General features: G+C 61.5%; 12 protein-coding genes. 7 read left to right on the top strand and 5 right to left on the bottom strand.

All coding sequences use genetic code 11. The features are described from left to right. Positions 1-529: 529 nt before the first annotated feature. From AC1DX3_RS06030 to AC1DX3_RS06020, 3 genes are all read right to left on the bottom strand, one after another. A complete protein-coding gene (locus AC1DX3_RS06030; RefSeq protein WP_476988343.1) occupies positions 530-1,924 on the bottom strand; it encodes an efflux transporter outer membrane subunit in 1,395 nt (464 codons plus the stop codon). A 10-nt stretch (positions 1,925-1,934) separates the two neighbouring features. After that, a complete protein-coding gene (locus tag AC1DX3_RS06025; RefSeq protein ID WP_476988342.1) occupies positions 1,935-5,147 on the bottom strand; it encodes an efflux RND transporter permease subunit in 3,213 nt (1,070 codons plus the stop codon). Between the two features lie 99 nt (positions 5,148-5,246). Further along, a complete protein-coding gene (locus AC1DX3_RS06020; protein ID WP_476988341.1) occupies positions 5,247-6,473 on the bottom strand; it encodes an efflux RND transporter periplasmic adaptor subunit in 1,227 nt (408 codons plus the stop codon). A 343-nt stretch (positions 6,474-6,816) separates the two neighbouring features. On the opposite strand from AC1DX3_RS06020, the gene AC1DX3_RS06015 reads away from it, so the two are divergent. From AC1DX3_RS06015 to gcrA, 3 genes are all read left to right on the top strand, one after another. Next, positions 6,817-7,515, top strand: coding sequence for a TetR/AcrR family transcriptional regulator (locus AC1DX3_RS06015; RefSeq protein WP_476988340.1), 699 nt, complete (start codon positions 6,817-6,819; stop codon positions 7,513-7,515). 98 nt (positions 7,516-7,613) lie between these two features. Beyond that, positions 7,614-8,675 carry an NAD(P)-dependent alcohol dehydrogenase gene (locus AC1DX3_RS06010; RefSeq protein ID WP_476988339.1) on the top strand — a complete coding sequence of 354 codons (1,062 nt, stop codon included), beginning with the start codon at positions 7,614-7,616 and terminating at the stop codon, positions 8,673-8,675. A gap of 376 nt (positions 8,676-9,051) precedes the next feature. Beyond that, positions 9,052-9,588 (top strand): cell cycle sigma 70 cofactor GcrA, encoded by a 537-nt coding sequence (gene gcrA, locus AC1DX3_RS06005; protein WP_476988338.1) that lies wholly within the window; start codon positions 9,052-9,054, stop codon positions 9,586-9,588. 129 nt (positions 9,589-9,717) lie between these two features. Here the strand turns inward: gcrA and apaG are convergent, their stop codons facing one another. Next, complete coding sequence (apaG, locus tag AC1DX3_RS06000) at positions 9,718-10,116, bottom strand: Co2+/Mg2+ efflux protein ApaG (protein WP_476988337.1); 399 nt, start codon at positions 10,114-10,116, stop codon at positions 9,718-9,720. Between the two features lie 158 nt (positions 10,117-10,274). Between apaG and AC1DX3_RS05995 the strand changes: the two genes are divergently transcribed. The 3 genes from AC1DX3_RS05995 to AC1DX3_RS05985 all read left to right on the top strand — a co-directional run bounded on the left by AC1DX3_RS05995 (position 10,275) and on the right by AC1DX3_RS05985 (position 12,360). Further along, the gene (locus AC1DX3_RS05995) at positions 10,275-11,303 is read left to right on the top strand and encodes a 2'-deoxycytidine 5'-triphosphate deaminase (protein ID WP_476988336.1); all 1,029 of its coding nucleotides are present in this window, start codon (positions 10,275-10,277) and stop codon (positions 11,301-11,303) included. Between the two features lie 63 nt (positions 11,304-11,366). Then, complete coding sequence (locus AC1DX3_RS05990) at positions 11,367-12,041, top strand: hypothetical protein (RefSeq protein WP_476988335.1); 675 nt, start codon at positions 11,367-11,369, stop codon at positions 12,039-12,041. A 1-nt stretch (position 12,042) separates the two neighbouring features. Continuing rightward, the gene (locus AC1DX3_RS05985) at positions 12,043-12,360 is read left to right on the top strand and encodes a hypothetical protein (RefSeq protein WP_476988334.1); all 318 of its coding nucleotides are present in this window, start codon (positions 12,043-12,045) and stop codon (positions 12,358-12,360) included. Here the strand turns inward: AC1DX3_RS05985 and AC1DX3_RS05980 are convergent. After that, a complete protein-coding gene (locus AC1DX3_RS05980) occupies positions 12,357-13,487 on the bottom strand; it encodes a PA0069 family radical SAM protein (protein ID WP_476988333.1) in 1,131 nt (376 codons plus the stop codon). The two genes, AC1DX3_RS05985 and AC1DX3_RS05980, sit on opposite strands and share 4 nt — an antisense overlap. 112 nt (positions 13,488-13,599) lie before the next feature. Between AC1DX3_RS05980 and AC1DX3_RS05975 the strand changes: the two genes are divergently transcribed. After that, positions 13,600-14,241 carry a TolB family protein gene (locus AC1DX3_RS05975; protein ID WP_476988332.1) on the top strand — a complete coding sequence of 214 codons (642 nt, stop codon included), beginning with the start codon at positions 13,600-13,602 and terminating at the stop codon, positions 14,239-14,241. The last annotated feature ends 2 nt before the right edge of the window (positions 14,242-14,243 follow it).

The following is a 14,243-nucleotide window of genomic DNA, read 5'->3' as shown; positions in this document are numbered from 1 at the left end:
TCGTGCCGAGTTCCGTCGCCCCACTACCGCGCATGCGGTCCCCGCAGCTAGCGGCTCTTTCTAATCGTCGTCAAGTGTCTGGTGCGGAAGGTAAATAAATCCACATCGGTTTTTTATTTCAGTAATGGATAACTGAAGAGATGTGGTGATTTTCTATTTTTGAATAATGGCGCAATTTTTGGTTATTTTTGTCGCGATTTGGATATCGCCGTCATTCAACTTAGGATATTAAAGTATAGGGCGGAATTGAGGCTCGGAGAGACTTTTCCTTCTGCAGCCGTGAGCGACTTATTGTCGTCCCTATGGTCCCGGCCGGCGCAGTGCCATCATCCGTAAAGGCAATGGCTCGATCAGGGGCGTCCGCATTCCGCGTCGGCAATGGCGCTTATCAGGGCCTTGACGACTGACAAACCCGGATCGTCCCGTCCCGGTTATTTGGACGGCCTCGCCATGGCGGGTACGCAAAAAATAACGGAGCGGCACCGCTAAAGCGCCGCTCCGTTAAGGACTTTGCAGTTGCCCGTAGGCCTTAAGCCGACCAGGTCCCGCCGAGCGCCCGGATCAGACCGACCGTTGACTCATACTGCGCTGCGCGGACCCGCAAGGCCTGACGCCGTATGCTGAGCAGCTGCCGCTGGGCATCCAACACCTCAAGCTGCGAGGCGCTGCCATTGGTGTAGCGCGACTGCGACATGGCCATGGCCTTGCCGGCCGCGGCCACCGCCTGGTCCTCGGAAACCTGCTGTTGCTGCAGGTAGCTCAGGTCCGACAACTGGTCCTCGACATCGGCAAAGGCCACCAGGACGTTCTGTTGATAGGTGGCAAAGGCCGCGTCCAGGCCGCCGGTGGCATAGTCGACGCCGGCCTTGCGGCGGCCACCATCGAAGATCGCCTGCGACAGCAGGGCCGTCAGCGACCAGGTCTTGGCGGTATCGGTGAACAGGTCTCCGAGATCACCCGAGGCATAACCGCCCGAAGCGGTCAGGCTGAGGCTGGGGAACCACGCCACCTTGGCGATGCCGACGCGGCGCTGCGCGGCCTCGACCGAAGCCTGGGCGGCGATAACGTCCGGCCGGCGTTGCAGCAGGTCGCTGGGGATGCCCGCCGGGATAGCCGGCACGGCGGCCGCCCAGGGTTGCTCGGCCCAGGCCTGGGTCGTCAGGTCGAAGCCGCTGGCCGGTTCGCCCAACAGGACCGCCAGGGCATGGGCCAGTTGCGCTCGTTGCTGGTCCAAAGCCTCGGCTTCGGCCTCGGTCGACGACACCTCGGTTTGCAGGCGCGCCACGTCCAGCTCGGCGACATCGCCTTCCTGGAAGCGCCGCGTCGTGACCTCGAGGCTGCCGCGATAGGCGGCCAGTGTCTCGCGGACGATGGCGCGGTCCTCATCCAGGGCGCGCAGGGCGAAATAGGTCTCCGCCACCCGCGACTGGATCAGCAATTGCGTGTCGCGCAGCAAGGCATTGCTGGCGTCGGCATCGAGATGGGCGGCCTTGGCGGCGTTCGACAACCGGCCCACGACATCGACCTCATAGGACAGGTCGAGATCCAGCGCGTGCGTCGTCGCGGCCTTGCCCGCCGGCTGGAACTGGGTCGAACGCGAGGCGGCATAACCAGCCCCCGCCTGCGGCCACAGATCGGCATGGGACGATTTCAGCAGGGCGCGCGCCTGCTCGAAATGGGCGGCCGCCAGCTTGACGTCGTTGTTCTTCTCCATTGCCCGCGCCATCAGATCGTTAAGCGTGGGGTCGGAAAAGACCAGCCACCAAGCGCCCTGGGAGACAGGCGCCGTTGCGGTGGTGGCCGTCGGCCCTGCAAAGGCGGCCGGGGTCTGGAAGGTGGCCGGCGGCAGGGCGGCGGGGGCACAACCGCTGAGCAGGATCGCCGTAAAGCCAAGAGCGGTGAGGGGTTTCAGAAGATAGGACATGACGCCCTCCTTAATCGATATATTGAACGTGCTTGGCCTCAGGCGCTTCCGGGTCGCTGTCGTCGCTCAGGGTCGAGGTATGCGATTTCAGCGGCCGGTTGCCCGACAAGGCGCGCAGCAGGACGTAGAAGAAAGGCGTCATGAACAGCCCGATGGCGGTCGCCCCGATCATGCCGGAGAAGACGGCGATCCCCATGGCGCGGCGCATTTCGGCGCCGGCGCCTTGCGACAGGACGAGCGGCAGGACACCCATGATGAAGGCGATCGAGGTCATCAGGATCGGCCGTAATCTGAGGCGGCTGGCGCGGATGGCGGCCTCTCGTGGATTGAGGCCCGTCAGCTCCAGTTCGCGGGCGAACTCGACGATCAGGATGGCGTTCTTGGCGGATAGCCCTACCAGGACGAACAGGCCGATCTGGGTGAAGATGTTGTTGTCGCCGTGCGACAGCCACACGCCCACCATGGCCGACAGCAGCCCCATCGGGACGATCAGGATGATCGAGATCGGCAGGACGACGCTTTCGTACTGGGCGGCCAGCACCAGGAAGACCAGCAGGATGACCAGGGGGAAGACCAGGCTGGACGAGTCGCCGGCCAGGATCTGCTGATAGGTCAGTTCCGTCCATTCGTAGGAAATGCCGGCGGGCAGGGTCTCGGCGGCGATCTTTTCGACCGCGGCCTGGGCCTGGCCCGACGAATAGCCGGGCGCGGGTCCGCCTGAGATATCCGACGACAGGAAGCCGTTATAGCGGCTGGCGGTTACCGGACCCGCGACCGGATCGACCCTCAGAACAGCCGCCAGCGGGACCATGTCGCCATTGGCGGAACGGACCTGGAGCTTGCCGATATCTTCGGGGTGGGCGCGGAACGGGGCGTCGGCTTGCAGGCGGACGCTGTAGGTGCGGCCGAATTCGTTGAAGTCGTTGACATATTGCGAGCCGAGATAGATCTGCATGGTCGAGAAGATATCGCTGACCGAGACGCCCAATTGGCGGGCGCGGGTGCGGTCGATATCGGCGAACAGCTGCGGCGTATTGATATTGTAGCCGGTGAACACGCCGGCCAGTTCCTTGGTTTGCGACGCCTTGGCGACAAAGGCCTTGGTGGCCTCGTCCATCTTGGCGTAGCCCAGGCCGGCATGGTCTTCCAGCTGCAGCTTGAAGCCGCCGGTGGTGCCGAGACCCAGCATGGGCGGCGGCGGGAACATGACAGCATAGCCTTCCTGGATACCCCCCAGCTTGGCGTTGAGCGCRCCGGCGATGGCGCCGGCCGACAGCGCCGCGCCCTTGCGTTCGGCGAAGGGCTTCAGCGGCATGAAGACGACCGCCGAATTGGACGAGATGGTGAAGCCGTTGATCGACATGCCGGGGAAGGCGATGGCGTGGGCGACACCCGGCGTCTGGGCAGCGATCTCCGACACCTTGCGGGCGACGGCTTCGGTGCGGTCGAGGGTGGCGCCGTCGGGCAGTTGCACCATGCCGACGAGATAGGCCTTGTCCTGCTGCGGGATGAAGCCGCCGGGGACGACCTGGAACATCAGATAGGCGACACCGGCCAGGGCGGCATAGACGCCCAGCATCACGGCCTTGCGCGAGACGATCTTGCCGATCGAGCGGCTATAGCCGTCCGAGCTGCGTTTGAAGACATTGTTGAAGCCGTTGAAGAAACCGCCCAGGAAACGGTCCATGAAGCGGGTCACGCCGTCCTTCGGGGCATTGTGGTCCTTCAACAGCAGGGCGGCCAGGGCAGGCGACAGGGTCAGCGAATTGACGGCCGAAATGACAGTCGAGATGGCGATAGTCAGGGAGAACTGACGGTAAAACTGACCCGACAGTCCGGTGATGAAAGCCAGCGGCACGAAGACCGCGACCAGGACCAGGGCGATGGCGATGATCGGGCCGGAGACTTCGCGCATGGCCTGATAGGTGGCCTGGCGCGGCGACTTTCCGGACTCGATGTTGCGCTCGACGTTTTCGACCACGACGATGGCGTCATCGACGACGATACCGATGGCGAGGACCAGGCCGAACAGGGTTAGGGCGTTGATGGTGAAGCCGAAGAGATGCATGACAGCGAAGGTGCCGATGATCGAAACGGGCACCGACAACAGCGGGATGATCGAGGCGCGCCAGGTCTGCAGGAACAGGATGACGACGATGACGACCAGCAGGATGGCTTCGAGCAGGGTGTGGATGACCGAATCGATCGATTCATGGACATATTCGGTGGTGTCGTAGGCGATCTCGTAGCTCACGCCTTCCGGCATGGCCTTTTTCAGCTCTTCCATCGTCTTGTGGACGTCGGCCGACAATTGCAGCGAATTGGCGCCGGCGGTCTCGAAGATCGGGATGCCTACGGCGTTCTTGTTATCCAGCAGGCTGCGCAGGGCATAGTCGGACGCGCCGAGTTCGACGCGGGCGATATCGCCCAAACGCGTCACGGCGCCGTCTGCGCCGGTCTTGACGATGATGTTGCGGAAATCTTCTTCACTCGACAGGCGGCCCTGGGCATTGACTGACATTTGCAGGGTCAGATCGGGTATAGCGGGCGAGCCGCCGATGGTGCCGGCGGCGGCCTGGACGTTTTCGGAGCGGATGGCGTTGGCGACGTCGGACGGCGACATGCCCCGTTCGGCGACCTTCTGCGGATCCAACCAGACGCGCATGGCGTAATCACCGCCACCGAACATCTGGATCGGTCCAACACCCTTGATCGATTGCAGGCGGTCCTTGATGTGCAGGACAGCGTAGTTGCGCAGGTAATTGACGTCATAACGGCCGTTGGGCGAGGTGATGTGCACGACCATGGGCAGGGACGACTGGCTTTTTTGCGTGGTGATGCCCAGCGCGCGGACATCGGCCGGCAAGCGGGCTTCGGCCTGGGACACGCGGTTCTGCACCATCTGCTGGGCCAGGTCGGCATTGGTGCCCAGCTTGAACGTGACGGTGAGGGTCATCTGGCCGTCGGCGGTCGCCTGGCTGTTCATATACAGCATGTCTTCGACGCCGTTGACCGACTCTTCGATGGGTGCGGCGACGGTTTCGGCGATAACGGCGGGGCTGGCGCCCGGATAGACGGCGTGGACGACGACCTGCGGCGGCACGACTTCGGGGTATTCCGAAATCGGCAGGACGCGCAGCGACAGCAGGCCGGCAACGAGGATCAGCAGGGACAGGACACCGGCGAAGATCGGCCTGTCGATAAAGAATTTGGAGAGGTTCATGGCAGGCCCTTTCGGCGGGCTGATTTAGAGGCAAACGGCCCCGCTGCCCTGTCGCGAGCGACAGGGCCTTGTTTCAGCATGCGGGAGATACAGTCGGTCTTAAGCTTCCGGGGCGGTGGCCTTGTCCATGGCGACCAGTTTTTCGGCGACGACCGAACCCGGGCCGACATGCTGGATGCCGGAGACGATCACGCGTTCGCCGTCCTTCAGGCCCGTAGTGACGATGCGCAGGCCGTTGGCGGTGCCGCCCAGGGTCACTTCGCGATAGGCAACCTTATGGTCCGTGCCGACGACATAGACGAAGCGCTTGTTCTGATCGGTGCCGACGGCCAGTTCCGAAACCAGGATGGCCGGTTTGGTCGAAGCGGCGCCCATATGGACGCGGACGAATTGGCCTGGGATCAGCTTGCCGTCGGGATTGTTGAAGACGGCCCGGGCGCGCAGTGTGCCGCTGGCGTCATCGAACTGGTTGTCGATCAGCTGCAAATGACCCTCGATCGGGGCTTCACCCGGCGTGCCGGTTTCGACCGTGACCGGGATGCGGTCGAGCGACTCGCCGCCGGCAGTGGCCTTCAGATCGGCGATGGTGCGGTTGATGACCGTTTCGTCGGCGTCGAAACTGGCATAGATCGGGCTGATCGACACCAGGGTGGTCAGGACCTGGGCTTGCGGGCCCGCGGCGACCAGGTTGCCGGCGGTGACTTCGATGCGGCCGACGCGGCCGGAGACCGGGGCACGGACCTGGGTGTAGCCGAGGTTGAGATTGGCGCTTTGCAGGGCGGCCTGGGCGGCGGCCAGATTGGCTTCGGCGGATTTCAGGTCGTTGACGCGGCTTTCGACATCGCTTTGGGCGATGGCGTGGTCGTTCCACAGGCGTTGGGCGCGGGCCTGTTCGCTGGTGGCCAGGGTCAAACGCGCCTGGGCGGCGGAGACATCGGCACGGGCGCGAGCGGCTTCGGCTTCGAACGGCGCCGGGTCAATGGTGACCAGGAGCTGTCCGGCCTGGACCAGGGCGCCTTCGCGGAAGTGAATGGCCTTGATGGCGCCGGCGACGCGGGGGCGGATCTCGACGCGGTCAACGGCTTCGAGGTGGCCGGAGAAGTCTTCCCAGCTGGCGACGTTTTGCTCGTTGATGACGGCGACGGTCACCGGTGTAGCGGCGGCAGCGGGCGGTTGCGTGGCGGCGTGTGAAGTCAGGGCGATGGTGCCGGCGACCGCGAACAGGGAGAGGGCGGCGGCCGAGGCCAGCAATTTCATACGGTGAGTCTGATAGAAGGCGCGCAGAGGCGCAGCCAGCGAACTGGCTTGGGATACGGGCGTAGGCATGGGATATCCTTTGGGGAGAAAGGAGGTACGGGAAAACTCGGATTGGACGCCCCCTTATGACGGGTAGCTTTTCCAATTTACTGCGAACTCGCAAACAAATAGGCGCGTCACGTCATTTTGTAAACATATTTTTATGCGAACTCGCAAATAAATATGTTAAGGCTTGATTTGACGGTCGCCGCACGCAACTTCATGTCAGGTCTTTGGCCAACCCTAAGGTGCTGGTTTTGCGCGCGAAAGGGTACTAACCTGAAGATGACGTCCGGCGATCTATAACGACTTGTGGCCCAAAAACTGTCAGCAGGCGCGCATGGAGCAAGCGCGCAAGGAGTGAAGCGTTCCGATGGATGAGATGAAGCTTTCGGCGACCAATGCGGTCGTTTCCGATGAACTGATCACGGGTATCGATTTGTCGAGCGCCGCAGCGTGTGACGCCATCCGCCGCCGCGGCCGGCCGCGTGCCTTCGATCCCAAGCTCGTCCTTGAAAAAGTGCTGGAAGTTTTCTGGGAGCGCGGCTTTGCGGCCACCTCGCTTGACGATTTGGCCGAGGCCACGGGTGTCAGCCGGCCTAGCCTGGCGGCTGCCTTCGGTGACAAGGAAGCGCTCTATATCAAGTCGATGCAGCTCTATCGCAAGGGCATCAATGATCAACTGGATCAGGTCCTGACCTGCAATGGCCCAAATGACTCGCTGCTTGGGATCATCCGCCGCTATTTCGAGGTCATGATCGCCACCTATACCGGTGAGAGCGACTCGTGCCTTGGCTGCGCCTTTATGAGCACGGCGGTTAATGAAGCGCCGCGCCATGAATCGATCATGGACATGGTTCAAACGGCGATCGCCGGCTTCGACCAGCGCTTCGAGCAGTTCTTCAGCCAGGCCCAGCTTTTCGGCTGTATGCGCAGCAATGCCGACCCCAAGGTCTTGTCGCAGATGATCGTCGGCCTGACCGCCAATATCGGTATGCGCGCCCGTGCTGGCGCTACGCGGCAGGAATTGCAGGCTATTATCGACGACACGACGGCGTTTTTATTCAGCTGAACCCTTCGCGCCTGTGGATGAAAGATATGCGCGCCTTGTAATGGCGGCCCGAGCCCTTAGTTGTAGTGCGGTATTTTCCCACATCGTCAGGAGTCAGCATGTTCCGCTGTGAAGCCTTTGCGGCACCGTCCGCCACGTCCCCATTGGGGCGCCATACCATCGAACGCCGCGACCCGACCGGTGAGGACGTTGTTATCGACATCCTTTATTGCGGCGTCTGTCACTCTGACCTGCACCAGGCGCGCAACGAATGGGGTTTTTCGACCTATCCGCTCGTGCCCGGTCACGAAATCCTCGGCCGCGTCCGGGAAGTCGGCAAGGACGTGACGAAGTTCAAGGCCGGCGACCTGGTCGGCGTCGGCTGCATGGTCGATTCCTGCCGCAAATGCACCAGCTGCAGGGAGGGCCTGGAGCAATATTGCGAGGTCGGCTGCATCCAGACCTATAATTGGCCCGACCCGAAGAGCCCGAACATGGCCACCAGCCCGATCACCCAGGGCGGTTATTCGCAAGCCATCACCGTCTATGAAGGTTTCGTGCTGAAGGTATCGGAGAAACTGGATCCGGCCGCGGTGGCGCCGTTGCTGTGCGCCGGCATCACCACCTGGTCGCCGCTGCGCCACTGGAAGGTCGGGCCCGGCCAGAAGGTCGGCATTGTCGGTCTGGGCGGCCTCGGCCATATGGGCGTGAAGTTCGCCCATGCCCTGGGTGCGCACGTCGTGCTGTTCACCACCTCACCGTCGAAGATCGAAGACGGCAAGCGTCTCGGCGCCGATGAGGTCGTGGTATCGAAAAACAAGGAGGAGATGGATGCGCACACCGCGTCGTTCGATTTCATCCTCGATTGCGTTTCGGCCGAGCACGACATCGATGCCTATCTTAACCTGCTGAAGCGTGACGCCACCCTGTGCCTGGTCGGGGCACCGGAAAAGCCGATGGCGGTCGCGGCCTTCTCGCTGTTGATCGGCCGCCGTCAGCTGGCGGGCTCGGCCATCGGCGGTATCGCCGAGACCCAGGAGATGCTCGACTTCTGCGCCGAGCACGGCATCACCTCGGATGTCGAGGTCATCGACATCAAGGATATCAATACAGCCTATGAGCGGATGTTGAAAAGCGACGTCAAATATCGCTTCACCATCGACATGAGTAGCCTGGCTTAACCATACGCCAAAAAACTTACGCTTGTAACGGGAATCCTTGATTCCTATATAGGGACCAAGGGAAGGGCTGTCCGGGTACGGACGGCCCTTTCGCATGAGTCCCGCAGGAATCGCGGGACGGCATAAAAATGCCAATTTGGCCGAAGGCCTTCCCGCCATGGTGATGTGAGATTTATCCACATATGTGGATTGTCCGAACACAACATATAGATATATGTGGACAGTCTAAAATTCCCCTCACACCATATATTGCGGTTTTTAACATTTCGTTTACCATCTGTTGACGGCTGGGGAGCAGGTCCCTGTGGGCAAGTCTATATATTGTGGTCTGTTGACTTGCGGACTGCAAGCAAGACAGGTGTGGGAGAGTAAAAGCATGAGCTGGACGGACGAGCGGGTAGAAACCCTGAAGAAGCTTTGGCAGGAAGGTCATTCCGCCAGTCAGATCGCCAAACAGTTGGGCGGCGTGACGCGCAATGCCGTGATCGGCAAGGTCCACCGTTTGGGCCTGTCGGGCCGCGCGGCGCCGTCGCAACCGACCCGGCCGCTGTACAAGCCGGCGCGACCGCCGAGACCGGCGTCGACGCCGTCGCATAGCGAGCGCCCGGCGCCCGTGCATAGTGGCGCTGTGGTGCGCCGCGAGCCGGTGATTTCCCGTCCGGTGATCAGCCAGCCGATCGTGCCCTATATCGAAGAGCCTGGCACGGCGACCGTGCTGACGCTTGGCGCCAAGATGTGCAAGTGGCCGATTGGCGATCCGTCGTCGGACAGCTTCTCGTTCTGTGGCCGCCGCGCCGATGATGGTACGCCCTATTGCGTTGAGCACGCGCGGGTGGCTTACCAGCCGTCGCAGAAGGCCAAGAAGCGCGATACGGGGACGGATCTGTCGCGGTCGCTGCGTCGCTACCTGTAATTTTATGGGGTTTTGGGGTCTGTGACCCCAAGACTTCTCTTTTCAAGAAAATAGGCCTGTCCTGCGGACGGGCCTTTTTTCTTGAAGGGAAGGTTCGATGTGGGGTCGCAGACCCCACGCCCCATAAATTCAGTTCAGCGTACGCCGGCTATCAGGCAAATCGAGCGAAAAGGTCGGAATGATGACCTTCAGGTTCTGACCGTTATCGCGGCGGAACATGTAATAACCGCTCATCGAGCCCGACGGCGTCGGCAGCGGACAACCCGACGTATAGGTATAGCTCTGACCCGGCTTCAGGATCGGCTTGTCGCCGACCACGCCTTCGCCTTCGACCAAATGCACTTGCCCACGGCCGTCCATGATCGACCAGTGCCGCGTCCTCAGCTGAACCGTATCGTTACCGCCGTTTTCCATGGTAATGTGATAGGCCCAGACATATTGGTCCTGGCCATGGCTGTGCTCGTCGTGCGGCACATAGTCGACCTCGACGCGGATAATGATGTCGTGGGTAGTCTGCTGATACTGCATGGTGTTTCCTCCGGAGAGCGTCCTCTCCGGCAAGGGCAAAGCCCGCCCGAGCGAATGCGAGGAAAGCCTCGCGGCGCTTGAGCGGCATAAAGACTTGCTGAGACTCGAAAGCTCTCTTAAATGGTCAACCCGACCATGAAAAGAGAATTGCAGTCCTGATGTCGCTTAAGCTTGCAGTCGAGTCCGCGCCGAATGGCATTCTGCCCATGCAAAGCCTGGCGGCGTTGGTGGACGAAGGCGCGGTTTTAAGCGCCCACCCCTTGGACCGCGACCAGATCCAGCCGGCCAGTATCGACCTGCGCCTGGGCGCGCGGGCGTGGCGGGTGAGGGCCTCCTATCTTCCGCGCGGCCGCAAGGTCAGCGACCGGCTGCCCGATGTCCTGATGCATGAAATGGACTTAAGCAAGGGCGCGGTGTTCGAATCCGGCTGCGTCTATATCGCCGAACTACAGGAAAGCCTGAAACTGCCCAAAGGCATTTCCGCCCGCGCCAATCCCAAATCCTCGACTGGCCGCGTCGATGTCTTCGTGCGTCTGCTGTCCGACTACGGCGACCTGTTCGACGATGTCGCCGACGGTTATCAGGGCCCGATCTATGTCGAAATCGCCCCGCAGACCTTCAGCGTCCTGGCACGTACCGGCACGCGCCTCAATCAACTGCGTCTCAAGCGGGGCATCTCGCCCAAGCTCTATACGGCCGACTGCGGCGTCGATTTGACGGGCGACCTGGTCGGTTTCCGGGCGCGGCGCCACGCCGGCATTATCGACCTCGACCATATCGGCGGCCACGACCCGAAGAAATATTGGGAACCTTTGTATCAGAACGGCGGTCAACTCCTGCTCGATCCGGGCGAATTCTATATCCTGGCGTCCAAGACCAATGTCGAGATTCCGGTTCTGGAAGCGGCGGAAATGCTGCCGATCGACCCCAGCGTCGGCGAGTTCCGCGTCCACTATGCCGGCTTCTTCGATCCAGGCTTCGGTACCGAAGAAGCGCAGGGCTCCGGCTCGAAGGGCGTGCTGGAAGTCCGCTGCCACGAGACGCCGTTCCTGCTGGAAGACGGCCAGACGGTGGCGCGCCTGGTTTACGAGCCCCTGACCGCCAAACCGGAAAAGCTCTACGGCCAGATGGGTTCGAACTATCAACGTCAAGGGCTTAAGCTCTCCAAGCACTTCAAGGCCTGGTGAAAATCACGGTCTTTGCGGGGCGGCCCCGCCAAATCTCACGATTTTCGCGTCGGAGAAGGTACTATGAAGCGGCTAACCGCATTGATAACCCTGCTCGTAGTGTGCGTGCCGAACCTTGTCCTGGCCGCGTCGAGCGTCGCGGTTCATCATGGCAATGTCGTCTGCAAAAGGGCAGACGGAACACGCTTGTCTCTGACTCGTCACGGAGGCTACAGCCAGACAACCCTCTCGCCGGACGGTTACACCACTGCCTTCATTCACGATGACAAAAGTGAGGACACGCCCGATGGCCGCGCAGGTGCCCTGTGGATCGGCAATTGTCGCACGGCCGTTGTCTACAAGGCTCTGCCGGCGCAATTCAAAGGGCAGAATGACAATGACGGTTGGGCGTCGCTTGGCCAGCCGGTCTTTTCCCCACGTGGCCGCTACGTCTATGCCGGTGCCTATTATGGTGGCGACGGCGGGCTTATCCAGCGCTTCGACATCAGGACCGGCCAACACACATTTGCCTTCAATGGCGAACTGGTAGCTTTATTCCGCAACGGTCCCCACCGCGGCTATTTGCTGGCGACCCAACACACCGACCTGACGGACGCTCAGGGCCAGCATTACGGCGGTTATCCCCTGTACATCTTCCGGCCCGACGGCACGGTTGTCGAGCGCATCGCCGGCAGCGAACGGTGGGGTGAAAAGGATATCAAGGCCTGGCTGAAATCTAAGGGTTGGAAGGCCTGGTAAGATGGGCAGGTCGCTGGAGCAGTATGAACGCGAAAAAGCCTATACTGGTCGTTGGGGCATACCTGGCGTCTATATAACTCTCGGTATGAGCTACGTTTTTCGCTTTGCTTCCGCTGTCATTGTCGCCATCGATATCTGGCAAAGGTGGGCGCAGCCTGCGGCGGAAAAATACGGAGCGTTGTGGCCTGAATTGGCCGTTTTGGCGCTTTTCTGGCTTGTCGGGTGGGTCATGGAAAAGTGCGCGCGTTACACTCTAGCGTTAGACCAGGCGCGCAAGGCAAAGCAAATCATTCCGCCGCCGAGCTCTGGTCAACCCTAAAACAAGCTCATCTGTGGATCGCCGCCGCGGAACTGGCTGTAGTCCAGCTTCCGGCGTGTATCGTCCATGCCGCGCCTTGAACCGTCCAGCCCATACTTCTTCGCCGCCAGTTGGAAACGCTGGTTCAACAGGTCGGCATGGTTGCCGGTCCCGGTCATGCGCTCGCCGAACTTCGCGTTGTAGAGCTTGCCATCGCGGCATTGGCGGATGCGGTTCAATACCTTGTCCGCCCGGTCGGGATAGTGGGTATGCAGCCATTCCTCGAACAAGGGCGCCACCTCGTGCGGCAGACGTATCAGCGTATAGCCGGCCTTGTCGGCGCCGGCTTCGCTGGCGGCTTTTAGAATGGCTTCCAGCTCATGATCGGTCAGGCCGGGGATCATTGGAGCCGCCAGCACCGACACCGGCACGCCGGCGGTCTTCAGGGCGCGCAGGGTGTCGAGACGCTTCTGGGGCGTGGCGGCGCGCGGCTCCATCAGGCGCGATAGCTCGCGATTGAGCGTGGTGATCGACAGAACCGCCGAAAATAGCCCCTGCGCCGCCATCGGCCCCAGAATGTCGAGGTCGCGCAGGATCAGGGCGGACTTGGTGACGATGCTGACGGGATGGCGGAATTCGTACAACACTTCCAGCAGGCTGCGCGTGATACGTTCGGTCTTTTCGGTCGGCTGATAGGCGTCGGTATTGATCCCGAGCACCAGCGGTCCGGGTTTGTAACTGCGCGCCGACAGTTCCTGACGCAGCAGTTGCGCGGCATCGGGCTTGCGGAAGATTCGCGTCTCGAAATCGAGCCCGGGCGACAGGTCGAGATAGGCGTGGGTCGGGCGGGCGAAACAGTAGATGCAGCCGTGTTCGCAACCCTTATAGGGATTGATCGATTGATCGAAACCGACATCGGGCGAGGTGTTGCGCGAAATGATCTTGCGCGCCGTATCGATCCCCAGGACGGTTTCGCGCCGCGCCTTGGCCCATTCGTCGCGCTCGGCATCGCTCCAGCCGTCGTCGATGTCATAGCGATCGGCCAGGCCGAAACGTGACGGCGGCCGGTTGGACACCGAACCGCGGCCCTTGCGCGGCAGAGCGGGCAGAGCATCGGGGCTGATGTTTTTGTAGAACGAGGCAGGCATGCCGCCATTATAGCGATTATCCAGAACATAACAAGAACATTTACGCCTAACGGTATTCGTAACGCGGCTTAGCTGCGCATCGATGCTATTCGAAACGACGGAGGGTTCCGGTATGAATATCTGGTTTTTGACGGCGCTAATGGCTTTAAGCGACGGTTCGGCCCGGGCGGCGGTAACCGTCCAGGACGGCAATATCCTTTGCGACGATAAGGCGATCACCTCCGCCGGCGTCGATGACCAGCCGGCCCTTTCGCCCGACGGTCATACGGTCGCCTTTGTTCGCAGCTCGCAGGTGGAAACCGAAGATGGGCGCATGGACACGGCGGCCCTGTGGATCGGCGATTGCGATACCGGCAAGGTCCGCGAACTTCTGAAGCCACACCCGGATAACGACAAGGCCGAACGCAATCTGCGCCAGATCAATAATCCAACATTTTCGCTCGATGGTGGCTTTGTCTATGTCATGGCGACGGCCTGGGTGACTTCGGACGCCATCCATCAGGTCAATATCGCCACCGGCAAGGAAAAATACGTCACCAGCGGCAATAACCTGGCGGTCATCCGCACCGGGCCTTATCGCGGTTACCTGCTGCTCAGCCAGYATCGCTATCACGCGGAAGGCGGATCCTACGATCCGACCTATGTCGTGTGGCCCAATGGCAAGATCGTCATGATGGTGCCGGGCACCGACAACGAAGGCGAAATCGACCTGACGGCAGAGTGGCTGAAAGCGAGGGGATGGCAGGCGTGGTGAAA

The sequence above is a fragment of the Asticcacaulis sp. P2_B1 genome, assembly GCF_056404915.1.
The sequence above is the reverse complement of the archived record's forward strand: the minus strand, read 5'-3'. Positions and strand labels throughout refer to the sequence as shown.

Bases quoted from the DNA above. Each gene is read 5' to 3' on its own strand.
- AC1DX3_RS06030 (WP_476988343.1), bottom strand. From the start codon at position 1,924: ATGTCCTATCTTCTGAAACCCCTCACCGCTCTTGGCTTTACGGCGATC.
- AC1DX3_RS06020 (WP_476988341.1), bottom strand. From the start codon at position 6,473: ATGCCTACGCCCGTATCCCAAGCCAGTTCGCTGGCTGCGCCTCTGCGC.
- AC1DX3_RS06015 (WP_476988340.1), top strand. From the start codon at position 6,817: ATGGATGAGATGAAGCTTTCGGCGACCAATGCGGTCGTTTCCGATGAA.
- AC1DX3_RS06010 (WP_476988339.1), top strand. From the start codon at position 7,614: ATGTTCCGCTGTGAAGCCTTTGCGGCACCGTCCGCCACGTCCCCATTG.
- gcrA (WP_476988338.1), top strand. From the start codon at position 9,052: ATGAGCTGGACGGACGAGCGGGTAGAAACCCTGAAGAAGCTTTGGCAG.
- apaG (WP_476988337.1), bottom strand. From the start codon at position 10,116: ATGCAGTATCAGCAGACTACCCACGACATCATTATCCGCGTCGAGGTC.
- AC1DX3_RS05995 (WP_476988336.1), top strand. From the start codon at position 10,275: ATGTCGCTTAAGCTTGCAGTCGAGTCCGCGCCGAATGGCATTCTGCCC.
- AC1DX3_RS05990 (WP_476988335.1), top strand. From the start codon at position 11,367: ATGAAGCGGCTAACCGCATTGATAACCCTGCTCGTAGTGTGCGTGCCG.
- AC1DX3_RS05985 (WP_476988334.1), top strand. From the start codon at position 12,043: ATGGGCAGGTCGCTGGAGCAGTATGAACGCGAAAAAGCCTATACTGGT.
- AC1DX3_RS05980 (WP_476988333.1), bottom strand. From the start codon at position 13,487: ATGCCTGCCTCGTTCTACAAAAACATCAGCCCCGATGCTCTGCCCGCT.